22 protein-coding genes are annotated in these 24,318 nt (G+C 70.8%); 17 read left to right on the forward strand and 5 right to left on the reverse strand.

Features of this window, described 5'->3' with window-relative positions; translation table 11 throughout:
- Positions 1-28: 28 nt before the first annotated feature.
- The 9 genes from WS57_RS15455 to WS57_RS15495 all read left to right on the forward strand — a co-directional run bounded on the left by WS57_RS15455 (position 29) and on the right by WS57_RS15495 (position 10,728).
- Positions 29-2,764, forward strand: coding sequence for an ABC transporter transmembrane domain-containing protein (locus WS57_RS15455; protein ID WP_069244509.1), 2,736 nt, complete (start codon positions 29-31; stop codon positions 2,762-2,764).
- The gene (locus WS57_RS15460; protein ID WP_069245427.1) at positions 2,709-3,233 is read left to right on the forward strand and encodes a hypothetical protein; all 525 of its coding nucleotides are present in this window, start codon (positions 2,709-2,711) and stop codon (positions 3,231-3,233) included. Before WS57_RS15455 ends, WS57_RS15460 begins: the two co-directional genes overlap by 56 nt.
- Positions 3,234-3,447: 214 nt before the next feature.
- Positions 3,448-4,167 carry an SDR family oxidoreductase gene (locus WS57_RS15465; RefSeq protein WP_009692399.1) on the forward strand — a complete coding sequence of 240 codons (720 nt, stop codon included), beginning with the start codon at positions 3,448-3,450 and terminating at the stop codon, positions 4,165-4,167.
- The gene (locus WS57_RS15470; protein ID WP_059517794.1) at positions 4,158-4,769 is read left to right on the forward strand and encodes a D-glycero-alpha-D-manno-heptose-1,7-bisphosphate 7-phosphatase; all 612 of its coding nucleotides are present in this window, start codon (positions 4,158-4,160) and stop codon (positions 4,767-4,769) included. Before WS57_RS15465 ends, WS57_RS15470 begins: the two co-directional genes overlap by 10 nt.
- Positions 4,766-5,968 carry a glycosyltransferase family 9 protein gene (locus tag WS57_RS15475; protein ID WP_069244510.1) on the forward strand — a complete coding sequence of 401 codons (1,203 nt, stop codon included), beginning with the start codon at positions 4,766-4,768 and terminating at the stop codon, positions 5,966-5,968. The genes WS57_RS15470 and WS57_RS15475 overlap by 4 nt, the downstream gene beginning before the upstream one ends.
- A gap of 3 nt (positions 5,969-5,971) precedes the next feature.
- Positions 5,972-7,717, forward strand: a complete 1,746-nt coding sequence (locus WS57_RS15480; RefSeq protein WP_069244511.1) for a carbamoyltransferase — start codon at positions 5,972-5,974, stop codon at positions 7,715-7,717.
- The gene (locus WS57_RS15485) at positions 7,714-8,715 is read left to right on the forward strand and encodes a glycosyltransferase family 2 protein (RefSeq protein ID WP_069244512.1); all 1,002 of its coding nucleotides are present in this window, start codon (positions 7,714-7,716) and stop codon (positions 8,713-8,715) included. The genes WS57_RS15480 and WS57_RS15485 overlap by 4 nt, the downstream gene beginning before the upstream one ends.
- A complete protein-coding gene (locus WS57_RS15490) occupies positions 8,712-9,788 on the forward strand; it encodes a glycosyltransferase family 9 protein (RefSeq protein ID WP_069244513.1) in 1,077 nt (358 codons plus the stop codon). The genes WS57_RS15485 and WS57_RS15490 overlap by 4 nt, the downstream gene beginning before the upstream one ends.
- Complete coding sequence (locus WS57_RS15495; protein ID WP_009693488.1) at positions 9,778-10,728, forward strand: glycosyltransferase; 951 nt, start codon at positions 9,778-9,780, stop codon at positions 10,726-10,728. Before WS57_RS15490 ends, WS57_RS15495 begins: the two co-directional genes overlap by 11 nt.
- A gap of 37 nt (positions 10,729-10,765) precedes the next feature.
- Here WS57_RS15495 and WS57_RS15500 read toward each other — a convergent pair whose 3' ends face one another.
- Positions 10,766-11,770, reverse strand: coding sequence for a sigma-54 interaction domain-containing protein (locus tag WS57_RS15500; protein WP_059602215.1), 1,005 nt, complete (start codon positions 11,768-11,770; stop codon positions 10,766-10,768).
- A gap of 345 nt (positions 11,771-12,115) precedes the next feature.
- Between WS57_RS15500 and WS57_RS15505 the strand changes: the two genes are divergently transcribed.
- The gene (locus WS57_RS15505) at positions 12,116-13,483 is read left to right on the forward strand and encodes a sigma-54-dependent transcriptional regulator (protein ID WP_038455761.1); all 1,368 of its coding nucleotides are present in this window, start codon (positions 12,116-12,118) and stop codon (positions 13,481-13,483) included.
- Between the two features lie 20 nt (positions 13,484-13,503).
- Here WS57_RS15505 and WS57_RS15510 read toward each other — a convergent pair whose 3' ends face one another.
- Together WS57_RS15510 and WS57_RS15515 are read right to left on the reverse strand one after the other, a co-directional pair.
- Positions 13,504-14,430, reverse strand: coding sequence for a glycosyltransferase family 2 protein (locus tag WS57_RS15510; protein ID WP_069244514.1), 927 nt, complete (start codon positions 14,428-14,430; stop codon positions 13,504-13,506).
- Complete coding sequence (locus tag WS57_RS15515; protein WP_038455763.1) at positions 14,409-15,104, reverse strand: PIG-L deacetylase family protein; 696 nt, start codon at positions 15,102-15,104, stop codon at positions 14,409-14,411. Before WS57_RS15515 ends, WS57_RS15510 begins: the two co-directional genes overlap by 22 nt.
- Positions 15,105-15,220: 116 nt before the next feature.
- On the opposite strand from WS57_RS15515, the gene WS57_RS15520 reads away from it, so the two are divergent.
- A complete protein-coding gene (locus WS57_RS15520) occupies positions 15,221-17,545 on the forward strand; it encodes a PAS domain-containing protein (protein ID WP_059517807.1) in 2,325 nt (774 codons plus the stop codon).
- Between the two features lie 83 nt (positions 17,546-17,628).
- On the opposite strand, the gene WS57_RS15525 is transcribed toward WS57_RS15520, so the two are convergent.
- Both WS57_RS15525 and WS57_RS15530 read right to left on the reverse strand, forming a co-directional pair.
- On the reverse strand, positions 17,629-18,675 hold the full coding sequence (locus WS57_RS15525) for a UDP-glucuronic acid decarboxylase family protein (protein WP_038455765.1): 1,047 nt from the start codon (positions 18,673-18,675) through the stop codon (positions 17,629-17,631).
- Complete coding sequence (locus WS57_RS15530; protein WP_069244515.1) at positions 18,675-19,994, reverse strand: glycosyltransferase family 4 protein; 1,320 nt, start codon at positions 19,992-19,994, stop codon at positions 18,675-18,677. The genes WS57_RS15525 and WS57_RS15530 overlap by 1 nt, the downstream gene beginning before the upstream one ends.
- A gap of 242 nt (positions 19,995-20,236) precedes the next feature.
- Here WS57_RS15530 and WS57_RS15535 point away from each other — a divergent pair, with 242 nt between their 5' ends.
- The 6 genes from WS57_RS15535 (at position 20,237) to WS57_RS15560 (ending at position 24,281) form a co-directional block, all read left to right on the forward strand.
- Positions 20,237-20,644, forward strand: coding sequence for a BON domain-containing protein (locus WS57_RS15535; RefSeq protein ID WP_038455767.1), 408 nt, complete (start codon positions 20,237-20,239; stop codon positions 20,642-20,644).
- Between the two features lie 30 nt (positions 20,645-20,674).
- On the forward strand, positions 20,675-21,703 hold the full coding sequence (locus WS57_RS15540) for an SDR family oxidoreductase (protein ID WP_059517815.1): 1,029 nt from the start codon (positions 20,675-20,677) through the stop codon (positions 21,701-21,703).
- Positions 21,704-21,733: 30 nt separating this feature from the next.
- The gene (locus tag WS57_RS15545; RefSeq protein WP_038455769.1) at positions 21,734-22,033 is read left to right on the forward strand and encodes a DUF2795 domain-containing protein; all 300 of its coding nucleotides are present in this window, start codon (positions 21,734-21,736) and stop codon (positions 22,031-22,033) included.
- 58 nt (positions 22,034-22,091) lie between these two features.
- Positions 22,092-22,658, forward strand: coding sequence for a hypothetical protein (locus WS57_RS15550; RefSeq protein ID WP_060299106.1), 567 nt, complete (start codon positions 22,092-22,094; stop codon positions 22,656-22,658).
- Positions 22,659-22,787: 129 nt separating this feature from the next.
- Complete coding sequence (locus tag WS57_RS15555) at positions 22,788-23,645, forward strand: SDR family oxidoreductase (protein ID WP_009695592.1); 858 nt, start codon at positions 22,788-22,790, stop codon at positions 23,643-23,645.
- Between the two features lie 36 nt (positions 23,646-23,681).
- Entirely contained in the window at positions 23,682-24,281 is a 600-nt protein-coding gene (locus tag WS57_RS15560) for a DUF4142 domain-containing protein (protein ID WP_038455771.1), read from the forward strand.
- Positions 24,282-24,318: the final 37 nt, after the last annotated feature.

Genomic DNA, 24,318 nt, shown 5'->3' on the forward strand with positions numbered 1-24,318 from the left:
ATCCACCGTCACGGAACGCATTGCGCGCATGACACCGGCAACCGGCGCCGCACGGCGCAAGGTGCGCGGCCTGCGGCCGAGGATCGCGCTGGAACTGTGGCGCGCGATCTGGCGTTATCGCGCGCGCGTGCTGGCGGCGCTCGTGCTGCTGGTGCTCGCGAAGGCGGCGGCGGTGTCGGTGCCGCTGCTGCTCAGGGACATCGTCGACGATCTCGGGCGCGCGGCCGGCCAGCCGGTCGCGCTGCCGGTGCTGCTGCTGTTCGCATACGCGGTCGTGCGCTTCGCGTCGAATGCATTGAACGAAGTGCGCGACATGACCTTCGTGCAGGTCACGCAACATACGGTGGCGGCCTTCACCGTGCGCACTTTCGGCCACCTGCACCGGCTCGGCGCGCGCTTCCATTCGCAGCGCGAGACCGGCGCGGTGGTGCGCGACCTCGAGAAGGGCACGGCCGGCATCGGCTACCTGCTCGGCGTCGCGGTGTTCACGGTGGTGCCGACCGCGATCGAGATCGGCTCGGTGCTGGTCATCGTGATCAGCAAGTACGGCGGCGGCTTCGCCGCGATCATCTTCATCACGTTCGGCGTCTACGCGGCGTATACGGTCGTGTTCACGCGCCGGCGGATGCGTGTGCAGCGCCGCATGAACGCGCTGGAGGCCGAGTCGAACGCGCGGGTCGTCGACAGCCTGCTGAACGTCGACACCGTCAAGTACTTCGCGCGCGAGGACGTCGAGCGCGACCGGCTCGGCCGCGTGCTCGACGCGTGGCGCGAGGCCGGCGTCGACAACCAGTACGCGCTCTCGACGCTGCACATCGGCCAGAGCGCCTGCATCGGCGCGGGCATCGCGGCCGTGATGCTGCTCGCCGGCCAGCGCGTCGCGACCGGCGCGATGACGGTCGGCGACCTCGTGCTGATCAACGCGTACATCATCCAGATCAGCCTGCCGCTGAACGCGCTCGGTTTCGTGTTCCGCGAGGCGAACGACGCGATGACCAACATCGAGCGGCTGTTCGGGCTGCTCGACGCGCGCGGCAAGCCGGGCGAGGACGGCGACGCGCCGGGCGCGCAGCCGCTCGTCGTGCGCGGCGGCGCGATCGAGTTCGACCATGTCGACTTCAGCTACGAGCCGAGCCGGCCGATCCTCTGGGACGTGTCGTTTCGCATCGAGCCGGGCCAGTCGGTCGCGGTGGTCGGCGGCAGCGGTTCGGGCAAGTCGACGCTTGCCCGGCTGTTGTTCCGGCTGTACCAGCCCGACGCGGGCATGATCCGCATCGACGGCCAGGACCTGCGCCTCGTCACCGAACGCAGCCTGCGCGACGCGCTCGGCATCGTGCCGCAGGACACCATCCTGTTCAACGACACGCTCGCGTACAACATCGCGTACGGCAAGCGCGACGCGACCCGCGCGGAGGTCGTCGCGGCCGCGCGCGGCGCGCAGCTCGACGCGTTCATCGAGCGGCTGCCCGATGCGTACGACACGCGCGTCGGCGAGCGCGGCGTGCGCCTGTCGGGCGGCGAGCGCCAGCGTGTCGCGATCGCGCGCGCGCTGCTGAAGGCGCCGCCGATCGTCGTGTTCGACGAGGCGACCTCGGCGCTCGACACGCGCTCGGAGCGCGCGATTCAGCGCGAGCTGCTGCGCGTCGCGCAGCATCGCACCAGCCTGATCATCGCGCACCGGTTGTCGACGATCGTCGATGCGGACCGGATCCTCGTGATGGAGCACGGCCGGCTCGTCGAGCAGGGCACGCACGACGAGCTGCTCGCGAGCGGCGGCGTCTACGCGCAGATGTGGTCGCTGCAGGCGCAGCAGCGCGAACTCGAACGGACCGAAGCGAAGATCGCGCGGCAGCCGGTACGGATCAACCCGCTGGTGGCGCAGGTGCTCGACGGCCTCGCGGACGCGGCGGCGCAGCGCGGCGTGGCGCTGTTCCGTCATTTCGCCGACGAGGATCTCGTCGTGAAGGCCGACCCGGCGGCGCTGCGGCGCCTCGTGTGGGAGCTGTGCAGCGCCGGCATCGACGCGGGCGGCGGTGCGCGCGTCGAGGTCATCACCGCGCGGCACGATCCGGACGCGCGGATCACGATCGCCAGCGCCGGCGCCGACGCGCCCGAGTTGTCGCTGGTCGATCTCGAACCGCTGCAGAACGCGATCGAGGAGGCGGGCGGCTACGTCGTGCGCGAACGCGACGATGCGGGCGTCACATTGCACGTCGCGCTGCCGCTGTGCGCGGTTGCGCCGACGCCGTCGGCGGCGCAACCCGGCGGCGCGACGGATCCGTCGGCGCCGCTTGCCGGCCTGCGCATCGCCTGCGTCGACGACCACGACGAAGCGCGCGAGGCGCTGACTGCGCTGCTGGCGGCGGCCGGCGCGGACGTCAGCGCGTACGCGTCCGGCCAGGCGCTGCTCGACATGCTGTGGCGCACGCGCCGCGCGGACTGGCCGGCGCTGCTGGTCTGCGACATCGAACTGGGCGACGGCCACGACGACGGCTACACGGTGATGGCGCGCGTGCGCCAGCTCGAAGCCGCGCGGCCGCGCGAAGGCCGCGCGCCGCTCGAAGCGCTCGCGCTGTCCGGTCGGGCGCGCGAGCACGACCGGGCCCGCGCGGTCGAAGCGGGTTTCCATGCCTATCTGACCAAGCCCGCGGTGGCGGCCGACCTGATCGCGGCGCTGCGCGCGCTCGCCCATTCCTCCGGAGAATCCGATGGCAAACCTTCTGAATCCGACGCCCGAAACGCTGACCGAACGCCGCAGCGGTAGTGCGTTCGCGGACCGCCAGGCTGCCGTCGCGGCCGTCGAACTGCTGCTGCCGAGCCTGTCCGCGGCGTTGCAGAGCGACTTCGTCGGCGACAGCGGCTGCCTGCACATCGTGATCATGGATCCCGCGCTCGGCCCGCGCGACGCGGCGTTCGAGGACGCGATCCTGTACGAATTCTCGCTGCCCGACCCGAAGGACTGGGACGCGGACTATCGCGCCTACGCGCGCGCGAAGGCGCGCCTGTCGTGGGAAACGGGTCTTGACGGCCATGTCGTGCAGGCGCTGGAGCCGTACCGGCTGCGCGCCGGCGACACGAACCTGTGGGGCGCCGTCGCACTGCACGGCATCGTGGTCGGCGTGTCGGGCGCGCAGCCCTGGTTCGACGAAGCCTTCGCCGGCTGCATCGCGCATTGCCTGCGCGCGCTCGCGAAACACCGCGCGCAATCGACGCCCGACGGGCTCGCGATCTGAACGTCGCATACGAACCGGTTTTTACAGCAGCTTATAAAAATGCCAGCCGGCCGCCGCCGGGCGCGACGCGGTGCGGCCTGCGACAGGCCGGCACGATTCTCGCTGTTCTCCCTGCATTGACGCTTGTCGTGACAAGCGTCGTCGATCGATACGCAAGCTTTCGGAAACTGACAGGGAGGTGCAGGTGAACGGGACCCACGATCCAGCCCAGGCAATGCTCGCCGGCCGTACCGCGCTCGTCACGGGCGGCGGCCGCGGGCTCGGCGAAGCGATCTGCGACGAGCTCGCGCGCCATGGCGCGAACGTCGTCGTCACCGATCTCGACGGCGACCGCGCGGCGAACGTCGCGCAGCAGCTCGCGCGTCATGGCGGCAAGGCGATCGGCCGGCCGCTCGACGTGCGCGACGAGACCTCGGTGCTGCAGGCGGTGCACGATGCGCGCGAGGCGCTCGGCGATCTCGACGTGATCGTCAACAACGCGGCGATCGACGTGACCGCGCCGATCGACGACGTCAGCGTCGACGCGTGGCAGCAGGTGCTGATGACGAACCTGTTCGGCCCGTACCTGATGTGCCATGCGGTCGTGCCGATGATGAAGGCGCGCGGCGGCGGCCATATCGTCAATATCGCGTCGACCGCGTCGAAGCGCGCATGGCCCAATGCGTCCGCGTATCACGCGACCAAGTGGGGGCTGCTCGGGCTGTCGCATGCGCTGCATGCGGAACTGCGCCCGGCCGGCGTGCGCGTGTCGGCGATCGTCGCGGGCGGGATGCGCACGCCGTTCCTGCTCGACCGCTTTCCCGACATCGACGAGGACACGCTGCAGCCGCCCGAGCATGTGGCCGCCGCCGTGCGCTTCGTGCTCACGCAGCCGCCGGGCACCGTCGTGCCGGAACTGATGGTGCTGCCGATGAAGGAGACGTCATGGCCCTGAAGCGCGATCCGCTGCCGCGCGGCGCGGTGCTGCTCGACAAGGACGGCACGCTGATCGAGGACGTCCCGTACAACGTCGATCCGGCGCGGATCCGGCTCGCGCCGGGCGCGGCGCGCGCGCTGCGCACGCTGGGCGCGACGGGCATGCCGATCGCGGTCGTGTCGAACCAGCCGGGCGTCGCGTTCGGCCGCTTTACCGAAAACCAGCTTGGCGCGGTCCGTCAGCGTCTCGCCGAACTGTTCGAAGCGAACGGCGCAGCGCTGGCGGATTTTTTTTATTGTCCCCATCACCCGAACGGCACGGTGCCGCACTACACCTGCGACTGCCTGTGCCGCAAGCCGCGGCCCGGCATGCTGCGGCGCGCATGCGCCGCGCTCGGCGTCGCGGCCGAGGCGAGCTGGATGATCGGCGACATCCTCGACGACATCGAGGCCGGCCGCGCCGCGCAGTGCCGGACGATACTCGTCGACCGCGGGCACGAGACCGAGTGGCGGATCGATGCGGCGCGCACGCCGCACTATGTCGTCGACCGGCTCGATCTCGCCATCGACGTCGTCGCGCGCGAAACCGCGCGCCGGCACGGCTCGCGGGTGCGGCAATGAGCGCCGCCTGGGATCGCGCGCGCCGCATCCTCTGCGTGCGGCTCGACAACCTCGGCGACGTGCTGATGACCACGCCCGCGCTGCGCGCGCTGAAGGACGGCAGCAGCGAACGACGGCTCACGCTGCTGACCTCGGGCACCGGTGCGGCACTCGCCGGACACCTGCCGATGGTCGACGACGTGTGGGCCTACGATGCGCCGTGGGTCCGGCATCCGGACCGGCGCGGCGATCCGGTCGTCGATCTCGACATGATTGACCGGCTGCTGGCCGCGCGCTTCGATGCGGCGGTGATCTTCACCGTCTACAGCCAGAACCCGCTGCCGGCGGCGATGATGTGCTGGCTCGCGGGCATTCCGCTGCGGCTCGCGCATTGTCGCGAGAATCCCTACCAGCTGCTGACCGATCGCGTGCCGGAGCGCGAGCCTGAAACGCAGGTGCGGCACGAGGTGGCGCGGCAGCTCGCGCTGGTGCGCACCATCGGCGCGAAGACGGCCGACTGGCGGATGGCGTTCGAACCCGGCGACGCGGCGCGCCGCGCGATCCAGGCGCGGCTGCGCGCCGCGCTGCTGCGTTTCGGCGGCGCGCGGCGGCCCGCCGCGGGCGGCTGCGGGCGCTGGCTCGTCGTGCATCCGGGCGCGAGCGCCGCGTCGCGGCGCTGGCCGGCCGAGCGCTTCGGCGAGGTCGCCGCGCGCCTCGCGCCGCAGTTCGACGGCATCGCGGTGACCGGCGGCGCCGACGAGCGCGCGCTGGTCGAGGCGGTATGCGAACGGGCCGGGCCGCGCGCGCTGCCGCTGGCCGGCGCGCTGCCGGTCGGCGAGCTTGGCGCCCTGATCGAGACGGCGGACCTGCTGGTCGCGAACAACAGCGGCCCCGCGCATCTCGCGGCCGCGCTCGGCACGCCGGTCGTCGATCTCTACGCGCTGACCAATCCGCAACATACGCCGTGGCGCGTGCCGCATCGCGTGCTGAACGCCGACGTGCCGTGCCGCAACTGTTATCGCAGCGTGTGCGACCAGCCCGGCCATCCGTGCCTGCGCGGCGTGAGCGTCGACGACGCGGTCGCCGCCGCGCAGGCGCTGCTGCGCGGTCGCACGCGCACCGCGCGGCAGGCCGTCGCGCACGCGGCGGCGCACGACGCGTCGCCGGCAACCGGCGTGTCGAACGTGATTCCGTTCGCGCACGTCGTCACGAGGAGCTGACGCATGTCCGATCCGATTCATACGCTCGGCATCAATGCCGCCTTCCACGACAGCGCCGCGTGCCTGGTGCGCGACGGCGTGGTCGTCGCGGCGGCCGAAGAGGAACGGTTCACGCACGTGAAGCATGCGAAGCGGCCCGTGCCGTTCTCGACGTGGGAGCTGCCGTATCACGCGATCGACTACTGTCTCGCGGAAGCCGGCATCGCGCTCGCCGACGTGCAGCACGTCGCGTATTCGTACGATCCGTGGCTCGAGCTCGATCGTCACGGCGCGCAGCCGTCGCTGACGCTGCCGCTCGAACCGTCCGCGCAGGCGGCGCCGGCCGGCGGCGTATCGCCGTGGCACCCGCTGTTCCTGTCGTCGATCGTGAACGCGCCGCGGCAGCTCGCCGGCGGCGCGCCGCACCACCTGCAGCGGCGCTTTCGCGGCGTCACGCACGACGGGCCGTTCCGCTGGCATTTCGTCGAGCATCATCTCGCGCACGAGGCGAGCGCATTTCTCGCGGCGCCGTTCGACCATTGCGCGGTGATGACGATGGACGGCCGCGGCGAGCGCGCGACCACCAGCTACGGCGCATTCGACGGGCGCACCTACCGGCGGCTCGGCCAGGTCGACCTGCCGCACTCGCTCGGCCTGCTGTACGAGCGCGTGACGCGCTATCTCGGCTTCCTGCACTCGTCGGACGAGTACAAGGTGATGGCGCTCGCGTCGTACGGCAAGCCGGTGTATGCGGAGCCGATGCGCGGACTGGTCCGCTACTGCGGCGAAGGGCGCTACGAGACGGTCGACCGCGACCTGGTCGCGCTGTTCGGGCCCGCGCGCGAGCGCGGCGGGCCGATCACGCCGCAGCATTGCGACGTCGCGCATGCGTTGCAGCTCGTGCTCGAGGAAACCACCTTGCAGGCGGTCGAATGGCTCGCCGCGCAGAGCGGCGAGCGGCAGCTCGCGATGGCGGGCGGCGTCGCGCTGAACTGCGTGATGAACGCGAAGATCCGCGATCGCGGCCCGTTCGACGACGTGTGGGTGCAGCCGGCCGCCGGCGACGCCGGCACCGCGCTCGGCGCGGCGCTGTGGACCGACTTCCGGATGCGCGGCGCACGCGGCGACTGGCGCATGGAGCACGCATACCTGGGGCCTTCGTACAGCGACGCGGCGATCGAGGCGTTCCTGCAGGAAGCGCAGCTGCCGTACCGCAAGCTGTCCGACGTCGCCGCGCAGACGGCCGCGCTGCTCGCCGCGAACCGCGTGATCGGCTGGTTCCAGGGCCGCATGGAGTTCGGCCCGCGCGCGCTCGGCGCCCGCTCGATCCTCGCGTCGCCGATCGATCCGGGCATGCAGCAGCGGCTGAACCGGATCAAGGACCGCGAGGACTTCCGGCCGGTCGCGCCGGTCGTGCTCGAGGCGAAGGCGCACGAGTGGTTCTCCGGCGGCCGGCGCGAGCCGCTGCGCGCGCCGTTCATGCTGTTCGTGTACGACGTGCTGCCCGAGCGCGGCGAGCGGATTCCGGCGGTGCGCCATATCGACGGCACCGCGCGCGTGCAGACCGTCGATGCGCAACAGCATCCGCTGCTGCACGCGCTGTTGACCGAGTTCGACGCGCTGACCGGCGTGCCGGTGCTCGTCAACACCTCGTTCAACACGCGCGGCGAGCCGATCGTCTGCACGCCGCGCGATGCGATCGAGTGCTTCTGGACCTCGCCGCTCGACGCGCTCGTGATCGGTTCGTTCCTGATGGAGAAGCCGAGATGAACATGCGCGACACGCAGTTGCCGCCGATCGTATCGGTCGTCGTGCCGACGTTCCGGCGGCCCGACCTGCTCGAACGCTGCCTCGACGCGCTGTGCGCGCAGGTGTTCGACCCGACCACCTATGAAATCCTCGTCGTCGACGACGATCCGGCCGGCAGCGCGCGCGCCGTGGTCGATGCGCGCCGCGCCAGCGTGGCCGACGTGCCGACGATCCGCTACCTGAGCGCGCCCGACACGCAGGGGCCGGCCGCCGCGCGCAACGTCGGCTGGCGGCAAGCGCGCGGCGCGCTGATCGCGTTCACCGACGACGACACGATTCCCGATCCGACCTGGCTGCGGCACGGCGCGGCCGCGCTGCTGGCCGAGCCGTCGGCGGCCGCCGCGGCCGGCCGCATCGACGTGCCGTTGCGGCCGCGGCCGACCGACTACGAACGCGACGCGGCCGGCCTCGCGCATGCCGAATTCGCGACCGCGAACTGCTTCGTGCGGCGCGCGGCGCTCGAACGCATCGGCGGGTTCGACGAGCGCTTCACGCGTGCGTGGCGCGAGGACGCGGACCTGATGTTCGCGCTGCGCGAGCAGGCGGGGCCGATCGTCGGCGTCGACGCCGCGCGCATCGTGCATCCGGTGCGTCCCGCACGCTGGGGCGTGAGCATCGGCCAGCAATCGAAGGTGTATTTCGACGCGCTGCTGTACAAGAAGCATCGCGCGACCTATCGCCGGCATATCCGTCCGGTGCCGCCGTGGCATTACTACGCGGCGGTGCTCGCGGCGCTCGGCGCGATCGTCTGCTTCGCGGCGCGCTGGCCGGTGGCGGGCGCGGCATGCGCGGGCGTATGGGCCGCGATCACCGCCGTGTTCTGCTGGCGGCGGCTGCGCGGCACGCAGCTCACGCCGTCGCACGTCGCCGAGATGATCGTCACGTCGATCGCGATTCCGCCGGTCTCGCTGTACTGGCGCATACGAGGCGCGCTGCATTTCCGCGTGCTGTTCCTGTGAAAGCCGCGCCGTTCGATGCGTCGAGGCCGCCGCGGATCGTCGTGTTCCGCGCGCTGCAGCTCGGCGACATGCTGTGCGCGGTGCCGGCGCTGCGCGCGCTGCGGCGCGGCCAGCCCGACGCGCGCATCACGCTGGTCGGGCTGCCGTGGGCGCGCGAGTTCGCGTCGCGCTTTGCCGACTACGTGAACGACTTCATCGCGTTCCCCGGCGCGCCCGGTCTCGGCGAACAACCCGAGCCCGACGCGGCCGCCTACGACGCATTCGTCGCGAAATGCCGCGCGCGCGAGTTCGACCTGGCGATCCAGCTGCACGGCAGCGGCGTGCAGACCAACGCGATCGTCGCGTCGCTCGGCGCGGCGCGCACCGCCGGCTTCATGCCCGCCGACGGCAAGGCGGCCGCGCTCGATTGCACGATCGCGTGGCACGACCCCGAGCCCGAGGTCACGCGCTATCTGCGGCTGATGAAAGTGCTCGGCTACGACGACTGGGGCGACTACCTCGAATTCCCGCTGGGCGGCCTCGACTATGCGCTGTGGCACGTGCTCAGCGAAGAGCATGCGCTCGATCCGGGCCGCTACGTGGTCGTGCATCCCGGCGCGCGCATGCCGTCGCGGCGCTGGCCGATCGAGCGCTTCGCGAGCGCCGCGCGGCAACTCGCGGACGACGGCTGGCAGATCGTGCTGACCGGCACCCGCGCGGAGCTTGCGCTCGCCGGCGCGTTCGCGGAACAGCTCGCGCGGCCGTGCGTGAACCTGTGCGGCCGCACGCCGCTCGGCGCGCTCGCGGCGCTGATCGGGCGCGCCCGGCTGCTGCTGTGCAACGACACCGGCGTATCGCACGTCGCGGCCGCGCTCGGCACGCCGAGCGTGGTCGTCGCGTGCGGCAGCGATACCGCGCGCTGGGCGCCGCTCGACGGCGAGCGCCATCGCGTGCTCGCCAACTACCCGTCATGCCGCCCGTGCACGTTCGACACCTGTCCGTACCAGCACGAATGCGCGACGGCGATCGGCATCGACGACGTGATCGACCAGGCGAGCGCACTGCTCGCGGAGGAGCGACGTCATGTCACGTAAACGATTGCGCGTGCTGACCTGGCACGTGCATGGCAACTACCTGTATTACCTGTCGCAGGCGCCGCACGATTTCTTCATCGTGACGCGGCCGCAGCATCCGCCCGGCTATGCGGGCCGCGTCGGGCACCTGCCGTGGGGCGACAACGTGCACGAGGTGCCGGCCGAATGCGTGCGCGACACCGAGTTCGACTGCGTGCTGTACCAGCATCACAATCACTATCGGCACGATCGCCTGCATCTGCTGAGCGACGCGCAGCGGATGCTGCCGGCGCTGTTCGTCGAGCACGACCCGCCGCGCGAGCATCCGACCGATACGCTGCATCCGGTGCAGGATCCGAACGTGCTGCTCGTGCATGTGACGCCGTTCAACGCGCTGATGTGGGACAACGGGATCACGCCGACCCGCGTGATCGAGCACGGCGTACTGGTGCCCGACGACGTCACGTATCACGGCACGCTGCCCAAGGGCGTGACGGTCGTGAACAACCTCGCGCGGCGCGGCCGCCGGCTCGGCGCGGACCTGTTCGAGGTCGTGCGTCACAGCGTGCCGATCGACCTGGTCGGGATGGGCTCGAGCGAGCTCGGCGGAATCGGCGAGGTGCCGAATCCGGCGCTGCCGCAGTTCCTGTCGCACTATCGGTTCTTCTTCAACCCGATCCGCTACACGAGCCTCGGGCTCGCGGTGATCGAGGCGATGATGATCGGCCTGCCGATCGTCGCGCTCGCGACGACCGAAATGGCGCAACTGGTGAAGACGGGATCGAACGGCGTCGCCGATACGCGGCCGGCCGTGCTGATCGAGGCGATGCGCACGCTGATCCGCGATCCGGAGCTCGCGCGCGAGTGGGGCGCGGCCGCGCGCCGCGATGCGCGCGAGCGCTTCGGCATCGAGCGCTTCGCACGCGACTGGGACGCCGCGCTGCGCGACGTCGCGACGTGACGGCGCGAGCCGACATGCGCGCCGTCGCGCACCGCGCTCATTGCGTCGATGGATTCGTCGCGTGCGTGTCGGCCGCGCCGACTGCGCCGCCGCGTTCGTGCTCGGGCAGCAGCGCGAGGCGGTTGTAGAGCGTCTTCAGGCTGATGCCGAGCGCCTTCGCGGTGCGCGGCTTGTCGCCGTTGTAATGGCGCAGCGACGCGACGATGAAGCGCTGCTGCGTATGCGCGAGCGTCGCGCCGATCTGCAGCGTCATCGCGTTGTGGCGCACTTCCTCGCGCGGCGTCTGACGACGCGGCAACTGCAGCTCGATCTGCTCGTCGGCGAGGATGAAGGCGCGCTCGAGCGCATTGCGCAGCTCGCGCACGTTGCCGGGCCACGTATAGGCGCGCAGCGCCTTCATCGCCTGCATCGACAGCCGCTTGCGCGTGCGGTGCCGCGCGTTCAGGCGCTCGACGATCTGCAGCGCGATGTCGCCGACGTCGTCCTCGCGCTGGCGCAGCGCGGGTACGTGCAGCGCGACCGTCGCGATCCGGTAGAACAGGTCCTCGCGCAGGCGTCCGCTGCGCACGGCCTCGACCGGATCGTGATGGGTGGCGGCGACGATGCGGATGTCGAGCGGAATCGCTTCGTGGCCGCCGACGCGCATGATCGTGTTCGACTCGAGCGTGCGCAGCAGCTTGACCTGCAGTTCGGCCGGCATTTCGGCGATTTCGTCGAGAAACAGCGTGCCGCCGCGTGCGGCTTCGAACATGCCGACGTGCTGCGCGACGGCGCCGGTGAAGCTGCCTTTCTCGTGTCCGAACAGTTGCGATTCCGCGATGTCGTGCGGAATCGCGCCGCAGTTGATCGGGACGAACGGACCGCGCCGGCGCGGACTCATGTCGTGGATGAGCCGCGCGACGATGTCCTTGCCGGCGCCGCTTTCTCCTACGATCAATACGCTCGCACGTGTGGCGGCGACGCGCGACACCTGCAGCAACAGGGTCTGGATCGACCGCGAGCGGCCGAACAGCCGCGTGCCGTCATCATCGGATTTCGACATGGTGTGATATCGAACAAGGAAGTTTTGACCGAATGCATGCGGCGGGAAGAAAAAACGACGCACAGGCGTCGTCTTATTCATGCACAGAGCATATCTTTTATACCGATCGCGAGGCATTGAATCTCGCAATCCGCGCAGTCGATACGGATAGATTTATTCGATGGGGAACGCATGCACGACACCGCTCTTCTATACTGCTAAGCGTCGTTTGTCATCGCAGGACGCTTGCCCGATCGAATCGCGCGCATCGCCGATGCGCCGCCGTATTACCGGTGCCCGATCGCGCTGCCCACCCGTCGCGGTTCCGGCCGCTTCGCGCGCCGGGCCGCATTACAAGGAGCCCCGATGCCCTATGTCCTGATCGTAGAAGACGATGCCGATACGCGCACGATGCTCGCGACGCTCGCGCGCACGCAGCAGCTCGCATGCGACACGGCCGCCACGCTGGAGGAAGCGCGTACGCTCGTGTCGACGCATACGCCCGACCTGGTGCTGTGCGATCTCGTGCTGCCCGACGGCAACGGGATGGATTTGTTCGATGCATTACCGAAACGCGCGCACTGCGAGATCGTGCTGACCACCGGTCACGCGAGCCTCGAAACCGCGATCGACGCACTGCGGCGCGGTGCGACCGATTATCTGGTGAAGCCGCTGAACATGCAGCGGCTCAACAGCATCTTCGCGCGCGTGCCGCGCACCACCGCGCTGCACGAGGAGATCGCGGAGCTGCGCTCGGAGCTGCAGCGTCTCGGCCGCTTCGGCCGCATGCTCGGCAGCTCGCCCGCGATGCAGGCCGTGTACGACGCGATCGGTCGCGTCGCGCGCACCGAAGCATCGGTGCTGCTGACCGGCGAATCGGGCACCGGCAAGGAACTCGCTGCACAGACGATTCACGACCTGAGCCTGCGGCGGCGCGGGCCGTTCCTCGCGATCAACTGCGGCGCGATCGCAGCGAACCTCGTCGAGAGCGAAATGTTCGGCCACGACCGCGGCAGTTTCACGGGCGCCGAGCGTCAGCACAAGGGCTTCTTCGAACGCGCCGACGGCGGCACGCTGTTCCTCGACGAAATTACCGAGATGCCGCTCGAATCGCAGGTCAAGCTGCTGCGCGTGCTGGAGACCGGGCGGCTCACGCGGCTCGGCTCGACGCGCGAGATCGACGTCGACGTGCGCATCGTCGCGGCAACCAACCGCGACCCCGAAGCCGCGATGGCGGACGGCAAGCTGCGGCCCGATCTCTATCACCGCATCAACGTGTTTCCGATTCCGCTGCCGTCGCTCAGCGAGCGCGGCGACGATATCCCGATGCTCGCCGACGCGTTCCTGCAGCGCTACAACGAAGAGAGCGGCCGCAACCTGCGCTTCTCGCCGGCCGCGCGCGAAGCGCTGAAGACCTACGCATGGCCCGGCAATGTGCGCGAACTGCGCAACTTCGTGCAGCGCGCGAGCATCTTCAGCGACGTCGACGTGATCGACACGCTGCCGCCGCCGATCATGGACGAGCTGTCGAGCATGGTCGATTCGCACGAGGATCGCGTGACGGTGCCGTTCGGCACGCCGCTCGAGGAGGTCGACCGCAAGCTGATCCTCGGCACGATCGCGCAATGCGGCGGCGTCAAGGCGCAGGCCGCCGAAGTGCTCGACGTCAGCCTGAAGACGATCTACAACCGGCTCGCGCAGCTCGAAAGCGAGTCCGACAAGCCGGATTCCTGATGCCGCCGCGGCGAACGCGTTCATGGTCCGGCCTCGCTGCGGCGCCGCGCGTCGTCGTCGATGAGGCGGCGGCGCATGCGCTCGACGTGCGGCGGGATCGCGCGCCGTTCGCGCAGGATCCACGGCAGGCCCGCGAAGGTGCGCAGGATCGCGCGTTCGCGGCGCAGGTTCGGCAGCGTGCGCAGCGTATGGGCGAGCGCGGCGGCCGTCGGCCAGCGCAGCCACGCGGTCCACGCGGCGTTGCGTGCGGCCACGCGCGCGCGCGTGCGCGCGTCGCGCAGGCTCGACGGGTAGTGATGAACGGTCAGCTGCGGCGCATAGGCGAGCCATGCGCCGGCGCCGTACAGATCGAGCGCGAGCAGCGCTTCCTCGCCGCCGATGAAATAGCGCGGATGGTAGCCGCCCGCGCGCACGAACGCATCGCGCCGGAAGATCGTCGCGCCGGCGAGCAGCCCGAGGATCGGGCGGCCCGGCAGCGCGACCGGTGCGTCGAGCGGGCTGTCGGCCATCAGGCGGCAGGTCGGGTCCTCGCGCCGCTCCGGGCCGACCAGCACGCGCGCGGTCAGCGCGGCGACGTGCGGATACGCGTCGAGCAGGTTCGCGGCGTGGCGCAGCGAGTCGGGCGCCCACCACGTGTCGTCGTCGCAGAACGCGACGTAGCGCGTGCGCGCGACCGCCACGCCGAGATTGCGGCCCGCCGCGCCCGGGTTGTGCGACGCGTGCACCAGCGTCGCGTGCGGGAAGCGGCCGCGCACGAGCATCGCGGTGTCGCGGTCCGACGCGTTGTCGACGACGACGATCGCGGGCCGGTCCGGCAATGCGCTGAGCCGCGCGAGCGTGCGCGCGAGTTCGAACGGGCGCCGGTAGGTCAGCACGACGGCGGTCACGCGCGCTTCGTGCGGCGGCAGGGCGAGGCGCGCGGGCGTTACGCGGACGGGGTTTCGCATTCGAGCTGCCAGTACGCTTCGGGTTCACGGAGGTCGACGAGCGCATGCGGTTCGAACAGCGCGATCTGACTCGCATAGGCCTTCACGGCCGCGGCCTTCGCCGCGCCGCCGTCCATGCGATTGCCGGCCGGCGCGGCCACGGGCCGCGCGATCCAGCCGCGCTCGCGCCAGTCGATCACGCGCCTGGCCATCAGGCCGTCGATCCGGCGATACGGCACGTCCTCGAAGAAACGCCACGCGCGCGACCCATGCCGGCCGCGCAGCAGCGACAACATCGCCTGCTGCACCTGCAGGTGGTCGCGATGGAACAGGCCGGCCGGTGCAAGCACGCCGGCGTCCGGATGCGCGTCGAGCGCGTCGGCCACGCGCGCGGCGATGTCCGTCGCGCTGGCCGGCACGCCGTACTGGTCGTCGAGGAAATCGAGCCACACGGGGCGCGCGTCGAGCAGCGCGAGGGCGCGGCGATCCTCGTCGCGGCGCAGATGCATCGCTTCGTCGGCGCTGCGAAAACCCGCGCGCCGGTCCCATGGCGGCGGCGCGGTGCCGGCGGGCGGGATGCCGGCGAACACGGTGACGACGATCGAACCGGGCGCCTGTGCGAGCAGGCGTCCGCAACTGAACACCGCGTCGTCGAGATGCGGCGATACGACAAGCCAGCGGGTGGGGGCGGTCATGGCAAAAGCGTCTCCATCGTGCGCGGCGAGGCCCGCGTCGGGCATCCACAAGCAGGCGGCATGCCCGCGCGTCGCGCCGGCCGGCCGTCGCGAACGCTGCGGCAGGGGTGCCCGCGATGATTGAAAAATTTCATCCGCAGACCGGAAACTACGCGACCGCCGTGATGCTCGTCGCGATCGCGACCGTGCTGCAGGCGCTCGCGATCCGCTTCGGCGGCGTGAACCTGTCGCTGATCCTGTACTACCCGATGCTGGCCGGCGCCGCGTGGGCGACATCGTTCCTGTTCGGCTGCATCGCGACCGCGGTGAGCGGCCTGCTCGTCTGGGCGCTGTTCCTGTCCGATCCGGCTACCTATACGGAGCCGCTGCCCGAACGGCTGGTCCGGCTCGGCGCCTTCATCCTGATCGGCGCGGTGGTGTGTGCGATCGCGTCGATGCTGCGTCACGCGAGAGTGACCAACGAGCGCGCGCGCCGTCGCGAGGCTGCCGCGCGCGCGCAGCTCGAAGCCGTGCTGCATGCGTTGCCGGACGGCGTGATCGCGGCCGACACGACCGGGCGCGTCACCTATCTGAACGCGGCGGCGGCCGAGCTGCTCGGCTGCCGGCCCGACGATGCGACCGGGCGCGCTGCGCGCGACGTCGTGCAGCTGTGCGACCGGGACGGCCGGCGCGTGCAGACCTCGGCGCTCGAGCGCGCGCTCGGCGGCGTGCGCATGATGTCCGAGCGTCACTGGGTGCGGCCCGCGGGCGGCGGCGAACCGGTGCCGGTCGCGGAGATCGCGGTGCCGATCGGCGATGCGGACGGCAATATCGACGGCGCGGTGCTGCTGCTGCGCGATATCGGCGCGCAGCGCGTGCGCGCGGAAGCACTGCAGGCCGAGCGCGCGGTGGTCGAGGCGTCGCCGGACGCGATCGTCGGCATCGACGCCGATGGTCGCATCGTCAGCTGGAACCCGGCCGCGCAGCGGATGTTCGGGTACGACGAGAACGACGCGCGCGGCCGCCGCTTCGAGACGCTGGTCGCGATGCGCTGGCTGAAGCGCAATCCGGTCGCGGACACGTTCGACGACATGCGCGAGGCCGTCGGCCCGGTCGACCTGCTGTGCGTGCGGCGCGACGGCCAGCGTTTTCGCGCGACCGTGTCGGCGCGCCCGGTGCGCGACGCCGCGCGTGCGCTGGTCGCGCTGTCGCTGACCGTGCGCGAAACCGGCGCGCAGCGGCGGCGCGACATGATCACGCAGCGTTCGCTGCGCGGCGCGCGCAATGCGCGCGACCGGGCCGACACGTCGAACCGGCTGAAGGACGAACTGCTGGCGACGGTGTCGCACGAGCTGCGCACGCCGCTGAACGTGATCTACGGCTGGATCGAGGTGCTGCGCAACTCCCGCGACGCGTCGCTGCAGACGCAGGCGATCGATGCGATCGACCGCAGCGCGCGATCGCTGACGCGGATGGTCGGCGACATCCTCGACGCGTCGTCGCTCGCGACCGGCAAGCTGCAGCTCGAGTCGATGCCGGTCGACGTCGTGCGGCTCGGCTCGGATGTCGTCGCGTCGTTCCAGTCGGCCGCCTCGGCGGCCGGCGTCGCGCTCGAGTTCGACGGCGCGACGTCCGCCTGCATCGTGGCGGGCGATGCCGAGCGGCTGCGGCAGATGCTGTCGAACCTCGTGTCGAATGCGCTGAAGTTTACGCCGGGCGGCGGCGAGGTGACGGTGAAGATCGCGCGCGACGGCGCGCATGCGACGCTGACCGTATCCGACACGGGGCAGGGCATTGCGCCGGAATTCGCGCCCTACGTGTTCGACATGTTCAGGCGCGCGGACGATTCCCCGGCGTCGCCGCGGCGCGGGCTCGGCCTCGGGCTCTCGATCGTGCGCCATATCGTGCAGCTGCACGGCGGCACGGTGGTGGTCGAAAGCGCGGGGCGCAATCGCGGCACGACCTTCGTCGTGACGCTGCCGGCCGGCTGGCAGCCGATGGGCGCGATGGCTTGGGGGCTGGCGCAGGCGGCCGGCGCGAACGAGCGGATGACGCTCGACACGCAGCGCATCCTCGTCGTCGACGACGACGCCACCACGCGCGCGAGCCTCACGGCCGCGCTGACCACCTTCGGCGCGGCAGTCGCGATCGCGTCGTCGGGCCGCGAGGCGATCGCGATGGCCGACGACATGCAGCCGACCGTCGTGCTGTCCGACCTCGCGATGCCGGACGGCGACGGCTTCTGGCTGCTCGACGCGTTTCGCCGGCGCGCGGCGAACGGCAACGGCGACGGCCGGCCGGACGGCTCGCGCGTCCCGCGCATGCTCGCGATCACCGCGCATGCGGGGCTCGCCGATGAACGCCGCGTGCGCGAGGCCGGCTTCGACGGCTATCTGCGCAAGCCGGTCGACGTGCGCGAGCTTGCGCGCGAGATCGCCCGCCTGACGCAAGGCGACGGTTAGGGTCTGTCTGCATATGGAACGCACAGGCGTTGCCTGTGCGAACCGACCCTGACCGTCTCGTCATACGTTACGCCGCAGCGCCGTCACGACGTCGGCGCGGGCCGGTTGCGCGTGCCGATCTGCGCGAGCATGTGCGACGCGATCTGCGTGCTGCGCACCAGGTCGCCCGGCGTATGGTGTATCGCCTGCCGATGGATGAAGTGCCGTGCGGTGTGCGCGAGGCCGCTCGCGAACGGCGTCGTCGCCCGCCAGCCGAGCCGCGTGCGCGCGGCGTCGAGATTCGGCCGCCGCTGGCGCGGGTCGTCGGCCGGCAGCGCGCAGAATTCGATCGGCACCGACGCGCCGACCACGCGCACGACTTCGCGCGCCACGTCGATCATCGCGATCTCGTCGTCGCTGCCGAGATTGATCGGCTCGCTCGCGTCGCCCGGTTCGTCCATCAGCCGGATCAGTGCGTCGACCAGATCGTCGACATAGCAGAACGAGCGCGTCTGCCGGCCGTCGCCGTAGACGGTCAGCGGCTCGCCCGCCAGCGCCTGCGTGATGAAGTTCGACACGACGCGCCCGTCGGCCGGATGCATGCGCGGCCCGTAGGTGTTGAAGATCCGCGCGATCCGCACGTCGACGCCGTACTGGCGGTGATAGTCCATGAACAGCGTTTCCGCGCAGCGCTTGCCTTCGTCGTAGCACGCGCGGATGCCGACCGGATTCACTCGGCCCCAGTAGTGCTCGTCCTGCGGATGCACGTCGGGGTCGCCGTAGACCTCGCTGGTCGACGCCTGCAGGATCCGCGCCTTCACGCGCTTGGCGAGGCCGAGCAGGTTGATCGCGCCATGCACGCTGGTCTTGGTCGTCTGCACCGGGTCGCGCTGGTAGTGGATCGGCGACGCGGGGCACGCGAGGTTGTAGATCTCGTCGACCTCCACATAAAGCGGAAACGTGACGTCGTGCCGCATCAGCTCGAAGTTCGGCGAGTCGAGCAGGTGCGCGATGTTGTCCTTCGCGCCCGTATAGAAATTGTCGACGCACAGCACGTCGTGGCCGGCGGTGAGCAGTCGTTCGCACAGATGCGAACCGAGAAAGCCGGCGCCGCCGGTGACGAGTACCCGTTTGCGATCGTAGCCCTTCATCACGCATTCTCCTTGCGGTTCGCGAGCGCGCGCGGCGTGGCCGCGACCGGCGTGCGGCGCGAGGCGCCGGCCGACGTGCCGGCGCGGCGCCCGAGCGCGACGTCGCGGTAGATGTCGACGAGCCGGTCGGCGACGCCGCGCCACGTATAGCATCGGTGTGCGCGCAGATAGCCGGCGCGGCCGAGCGCCGCGCAGTGGTCGGGCTGCTCGCGCAGCTGCACGAGCCGGGCGGCCAGCGCGGCCGGATCGCGCGGCGGCACCAGATAGCCGGTCCGGCCGTCCTCGACGGTCGTGCGGATCCCGCCGACGTCGCTGCCGATCACCGGCGTCGCGCAGGCCATCGCCTCGACCGGCGTGATGCCGAACGGCTCGTACCACGGCGTCGTCACGAACACGTCGGCGGCGCTGTAGTACAGGTGCAGCGCGTCGCGGTCGCGCCGGCCGACGAAGGTCACGCGATCGGCGATACCGGTGTCGTGCGCGAGCGCGGCGAGCCGCGCCAGTTCGGGGTCGCGCGCGGGGTCGGGCGTCGCGTGGCTGCCGCCGACGACATAGAGCCGCGTCGGCCGCTGCGGATCGCGCGGCATCCGCGCGAGCGCGTCGATCACGGTGTCGATGCCCTTGCGCGGCACCAGCCGGCCGAGCTGCAGCACGACGAATGCGTCGCCCGGCCAGCCGAGCCGCGCGCGCGCCTCGTCGCGCGGCACCGGGCGGAACTCGCGCGCGTCGAATCCGCACGGCACGATCTCGATGTGCGACGCATCGGCGCGATAGTGCGTGATCAGGTCGGCCGCATCCTGCGGACACTCGGCGATCAACCGGTCCGAGCGCCGCGCGAGCGTGTCCTCGATCGCGAAGCGCGCATCGGGAAAACCGTCGGCCGCGCCCTGGTGCAGACGCCGCACGCGGCCGAGCGCATGAAAGGTCGTGACGAGCGGAATGCCGAGCTGTTTCTTCACACGCAATGCCGCGTGACCGGACATGAAGAAGTTCGCATGCATCACGTCGACCGGATCGGCTTCGCGCCGCATGCGCGCGACCATGTACTGCGCGAACGCGTCCATGTAGGGCAGCAGCCGCTCCTTCGGCACGTCGACGGGCGGGCCGGCTGGCACGTGGATCACGCGCATGTGCGTGCCGATCTCGACGACTTCCGGCAGGTGCGCATTGTCGCAGCGCGTATAGACGTCGACGTCGAGGCCGCGTTCGGCCAGCTGCTTCGCGACGTTCGCGACGTAGATGTTCTGGCCGCCTGCATCGACGCCGCCGATCACCCCCAGCGGCGACGCATGTTCACTGATCAACGCGATTCTTTGCATGGTATTGCTCCCGATTTCGGGGCCGCGGCGATGCGTCCCGTTGCAGGCGGTTCGGCAATCGTCATGCCCGCTGTCGCGCGGGGGAAACGGTCCTCCGGCATGCCGAAAAAATTACAACGCATTGGATGAAAGGGCGTCCGATCGCTCGCCCGCGCGGGCCGGCGGCGCGCCGGCCGCGGCACGCGGCTTGCGACATCCCGCCGTACCTGCCGGCATGGCCGGCCTGACAAAAGGAGGTCACGATGAAGCTCAACTCGTTGCACGCCCGTTCCCTGCGACTTCACCGCCGCCGCGCGAGCCGCGCCGGCATGGCGCTCGCGTTCGCCGCCGCGGCCGCCTGCGCGGTCACGGCGCCGAACGTGTTCGCCGCCGGCGACGACGGTTCGGCATCTTCGTCGTCGTCTTCTTCGTCTTCTTCGTCGACCGGCACGAAGATCCGCGACGCGACCGTCACCACCAAGGTGAAGGCCGCGCTGATCGGCACCAGCGGCCTGTCGGCCGGCGACGTGCACGTGAAGACGCGCCGCGGCAACGTGACGCTGACGGGCAGCGTGCCCGACGAGCAGCAGCGCACGATGGCCGTGAACGCGGTGAAGCAGGTCGACGGCGTGCAGGACGTGCGCGACCAGTTGACGATCCGGCCGAAGTGATGGCGAAGCCGTAAACGAAGGAGTCCAGTGATGAACTGCATGCTCAAACCGGTCGGCGAGCAGACGATCGTGATCACCGGCGCGACCAGCGGCATCGGCCTCGTCACGGCGCGCAAGGCCGCGCGGCGCGGCGCGAAGCTGGTGCTGTTCGCACGCAACGAGGAGGCGCTGAACACGCTGTGCGAGGAAATCCGCCAGCACGGCGGGCTGGCGGTGCCGGTCGCGGGCGACGTCGCGAACCTCGAGGACCTGCAGCGCGCGGCCGCGACGGCGGCCGACACCTACGGCGGCTTCGACACGTGGGTCAACAACGCCGGCGTGTCGATCTTCGGCGCGGCGTCCACCGTGCCGCTCGAGGATCAGCGCCGGCTGTTCGACACCAACTACTGGGGCGTCGTGCACGGCTCGCTGGTCGCGGCCGACCATTTCCGGCGCAAGAGCGATTTCCACGGCGGCGCGATCATCAACATGGGCAGCGAGGCGTCCGACGCGCCGGTGCCGCTGCAGACCGCGTACGTCGCGTCGAAGCACGCGGTGAAGGGCTTTACCGATTCGCTGCGGCTCGAGATGGAAGCCGATCACCTGCCGGTGTCGGTCACGCTGATCAAGCCGGCCGCGATCGACACGATGTTCGTGATGCACGCGAAGAACTACATGAACGTCGAGGCGAAGCTGCCGCCGCCGATCTACGACCCGGAACTGGTCGCCGACGCGATCCTGTTCGCCGCCGCGCATCCGCGCCGCACGCTGTTCGTCGGCGGCGCCGCGAAGTTCACGTCGGCCAGCGCGTACCACATGCCGCGGCTGTTCGATCGCGTCGCGGCCACGCTGTTCTCGCGCGGCCAGCGCACCGTGCGGCCGGCGCGCCCGCGCGACGACAACGCGCTCTACGAGTCGCGCCATGCACTGCACGAGCGCGAAGGCATGGAAGGGCCGGTGCTGCGCGGCTGCGCGTACAACGCGGTGGTGCAGCGGCCGAAGGTCGCGAGCGCGGTCGCGCTGACCGCGGCCGCGCTCGTGGTGGCCGCGCTCGCGCGATCGCGGCGCGCCGCCACGTGATTCCGTTCAATCTTCGAAGGAGAGACTGCGATGACATCCCGACAACATACGGGCCACGAACTCAGCCACGCGCGTGCGCACGAGGGCGAGCGCGCACAGCAGGACCACGACAAGGGCGGCCACCAGAGCGGCCACGGCAAGGCGCCGAGCCCGGTCGACGTGCAGAAGGCGCTGAAGGGCATGGACTATCCGGCCAGCAAGGCGGACGTGGTCGAGTGCGCGGAGCGCTCGCATGCGGACCCGGCCGTGATCGACATGCTCAAGCGGATTCCCGAGCGCGAGTACGGCACGCCCGCGTCCGTGTCGAAGGAGCTTGGCCGGCTGATGTGAGCGCCGGCCCGCCGCGCGCCGGTCGGCGCGCGGCGCACCCGTCACGGAGGAGTACAGCATGACGATGATCGTCGCAGGCCGCTTCACGACCTTTGATGAAGCGGAAGGCGGGGCGCGCCGCCTGTACGAACGCGCATTCGGGCCGGACGACGTGTCGATCTTCTTTCTGAACCCCGGCGGCCAGCATGCGCGCTTCCCGATCGGCGGCGACGTATACGCCGATTCGGCCGCGAAGCCGGGCGGCCGCGGCGCAGCCGTCGGCGCGATGCGCGGGCTGCTGATCGGCGCGGTCGCGGGCCTGATCGTCTATGCGATCGGCTGGCGCTACTGGTTCGTGCCGGCGGCGGGTGCGCTGGTGGGCGCCTACCTCGGCGCGTTCGGCGGCGCGCTCGGCCGGATGCGCGGGCAGCAGGCGGAAGGCAAGGGCACGCTCGCGCAGAGCGAGTCGGGCGTGATCCTCGCTGCGCGCGTGACGCCGACCACGGCGAACACGGCGGAAGACGTGCTGCGCGCGACCGGCGCGACGTCGATCGAGCGCGTCGAAGGCGACTGGCACGACGGCGAGTGGCGCGACTTCGATCCGGTTCGGCGTCCCGACCAGGTCGGCCCGGGCGGCGTGCGCTGAACCGCGCGTTTTCTGCATGCGTTTGCAACGCCGCGCGGGCGAAACCGCGCCGCGGCCCGCGGCGGCGGCGTCGCCGGCACGGCACGATGCTTGCGCCGGATCCGCCATACCCGTTCAAGGAGGAACCCCATGAGCACCGCACAGACTCCGCCGCCGCAGAAGCAGGGGCGCCAGCCCGGCGTCGAGCGCGAGATGCATCCGAAGCCGCGCGACGAGGCGGCCGACTACGTCGGCAGCGGCAAGCTGGCCGGCAAGGTCGCGCTCGTGACGGGCGGCGACAGCGGCATCGGTCGCGCGGTCGCGGTCGGTTTCGCGAAGGAGGGCGCGGATGTCGCAATCGTCTACCTGAACGAATCCGACGACGCCGCGCATACCCGGCGCCTGATCGAGCAGGCCGGCCGGCGCTGCGAGGCGATCGCATGCGACGTCGGCGACCGCCGGCAGGCGCAGGAAGCCGTCGCGCGCACGGTCGAACGGCTCGGGCGGCTCGACGTGCTCGTCAACAACGCGGGCGAACAGCATCCGCAGCAGGGCATCGAGGACGTGACCGAGGAGCAGCTCACGCGCACCTTCCGCACCAACCTGTACGGGATGTTCTTCTGCACGCAGGCCGCGCTGCCGCATCTGAAGGCCGGCGCGCGCATCGTCAACACGGCGTCGGTGACCGCGTATCACGGCAACCCGAAGCTGCCCGACTACTCGGCGACCAAGGGCGCGATCGTGTCGTTCACGCGTTCGCTGTCGATCGAGCTGGCCGAGCGCGACATCCGCGTGAACGCGGTCGCGCCGGGGCCGATCTGGACGCCGCTGATTCCGTCGACGTTTACGGCCGAACAGGTCGCGCAGTTCGGCTCGAACGTGCCGTTGAAGCGGCCCGGGCAGCCGGACGAGCTGATCGGCTGCTACGTGCTGCTCGCATCGGAAGGCGCCAGCTACATGACGGGGCAGACACTGCACCCGAACGGCGGTTCGATCGTCGGCGGCTGAGGCCGTCGGATGTCCACGAACACAAGGAGGATCCGGATGAAATCCCACTACTGGACGATCGCGGCGCTGGCCGCGGGCATGCTCGGCGCGTCGGCGCACGCGCAGATGCCGAGCGAGCCGCCCGCGTCGAATTCGCATGTGCCGGGCGGCGTCATCAATCCGTCGAGCGGCGCGGGCGATGCGGGCATGGCGAAGGCGCCGCAGGGCCCCGACGCCGAGTTCGTCGATCAGGCCACGCTCGCCGGCAAGAGCGAGGTGCAGGCGAGCCAGCTGGCGCTGAAGCAGGCCAAGTCGCCGGACGTGCGCGCATTCGCGCAGCGCATGATCGCCGATCACGGCAAGGCGAACGCGCAGCTGCGCCAGATCGCGTCGAGCAAGGGCATCACGCCGCAGACCGTGCAGGTATCGGATCCGGACGTCGAGGCGCTGCGCGGCAAGAACGGTCACGACTTCGACGTCGCGTACGTCGCGGCGGTCGGCCCGGAAGCGCATCGCAAGGCGGTCGCGCTGTTCGACGGCGAAGCGCGCAACGGCAAGGACGCCGAGCTGCGCGCGTTCGCACGCTCGACGCTGCCGACGCTGAAGCATCACCTGAGCATGGCGCAGGCGCTCGAACGCAAGGTGGGCGCGCAGTAACGCGCGCCCGCTTCAACCCACGGGCCGCGCGTGCGGC

Source organism: Burkholderia pseudomultivorans (genome assembly GCF_001718415.1).
GTDB classification, from domain to species: domain Bacteria; phylum Pseudomonadota; class Gammaproteobacteria; order Burkholderiales; family Burkholderiaceae; genus Burkholderia; species Burkholderia pseudomultivorans_A.

Excerpts from the sequence above, each read along its gene's own strand:
- WS57_RS15525 (WP_038455765.1), bottom strand. The coding sequence starts at position 18,675 with ATGAAGGGCTACGATCGCAAACGGGTACTCGTCACCGGCGGCGCCGGC.
- WS57_RS15455 (WP_069244509.1), top strand. The coding sequence starts at position 29 with ATGACACCGGCAACCGGCGCCGCACGGCGCAAGGTGCGCGGCCTGCGG.
- WS57_RS15530 (WP_069244515.1), bottom strand. The coding sequence starts at position 19,994 with ATGCAAAGAATCGCGTTGATCAGTGAACATGCGTCGCCGCTGGGGGTG.
- WS57_RS15515 (WP_038455763.1), bottom strand. The coding sequence starts at position 15,104 with ATGACCGCCCCCACCCGCTGGCTTGTCGTATCGCCGCATCTCGACGAC.
- WS57_RS15550 (WP_060299106.1), top strand. The coding sequence starts at position 22,092 with ATGACGATGATCGTCGCAGGCCGCTTCACGACCTTTGATGAAGCGGAA.
- WS57_RS15510 (WP_069244514.1), bottom strand. The coding sequence starts at position 14,430 with ATGCGAAACCCCGTCCGCGTAACGCCCGCGCGCCTCGCCCTGCCGCCG.
- WS57_RS15505 (WP_038455761.1), top strand. The coding sequence starts at position 12,116 with ATGCCCTATGTCCTGATCGTAGAAGACGATGCCGATACGCGCACGATG.
- WS57_RS15520 (WP_059517807.1), top strand. The coding sequence starts at position 15,221 with ATGATTGAAAAATTTCATCCGCAGACCGGAAACTACGCGACCGCCGTG.
- WS57_RS15560 (WP_038455771.1), top strand. The coding sequence starts at position 23,682 with ATGAAATCCCACTACTGGACGATCGCGGCGCTGGCCGCGGGCATGCTC.
- WS57_RS15470 (WP_059517794.1), top strand. The coding sequence starts at position 4,158 with ATGGCCCTGAAGCGCGATCCGCTGCCGCGCGGCGCGGTGCTGCTCGAC.
- WS57_RS15460 (WP_069245427.1), top strand. The coding sequence starts at position 2,709 with ATGGCAAACCTTCTGAATCCGACGCCCGAAACGCTGACCGAACGCCGC.
- WS57_RS15545 (WP_038455769.1), top strand. The coding sequence starts at position 21,734 with ATGACATCCCGACAACATACGGGCCACGAACTCAGCCACGCGCGTGCG.
- WS57_RS15475 (WP_069244510.1), top strand. The coding sequence starts at position 4,766 with ATGAGCGCCGCCTGGGATCGCGCGCGCCGCATCCTCTGCGTGCGGCTC.
- WS57_RS15540 (WP_059517815.1), top strand. The coding sequence starts at position 20,675 with ATGAACTGCATGCTCAAACCGGTCGGCGAGCAGACGATCGTGATCACC.
- WS57_RS15485 (WP_069244512.1), top strand. The coding sequence starts at position 7,714 with ATGAACATGCGCGACACGCAGTTGCCGCCGATCGTATCGGTCGTCGTG.
- WS57_RS15555 (WP_009695592.1), top strand. The coding sequence starts at position 22,788 with ATGAGCACCGCACAGACTCCGCCGCCGCAGAAGCAGGGGCGCCAGCCC.
- WS57_RS15465 (WP_009692399.1), top strand. The coding sequence starts at position 3,448 with ATGCTCGCCGGCCGTACCGCGCTCGTCACGGGCGGCGGCCGCGGGCTC.
- WS57_RS15480 (WP_069244511.1), top strand. The coding sequence starts at position 5,972 with ATGTCCGATCCGATTCATACGCTCGGCATCAATGCCGCCTTCCACGAC.
- WS57_RS15500 (WP_059602215.1), bottom strand. The coding sequence starts at position 11,770 with ATGTCGAAATCCGATGATGACGGCACGCGGCTGTTCGGCCGCTCGCGG.
- WS57_RS15535 (WP_038455767.1), top strand. The coding sequence starts at position 20,237 with ATGAAGCTCAACTCGTTGCACGCCCGTTCCCTGCGACTTCACCGCCGC.
- WS57_RS15495 (WP_009693488.1), top strand. The coding sequence starts at position 9,778 with ATGTCACGTAAACGATTGCGCGTGCTGACCTGGCACGTGCATGGCAAC.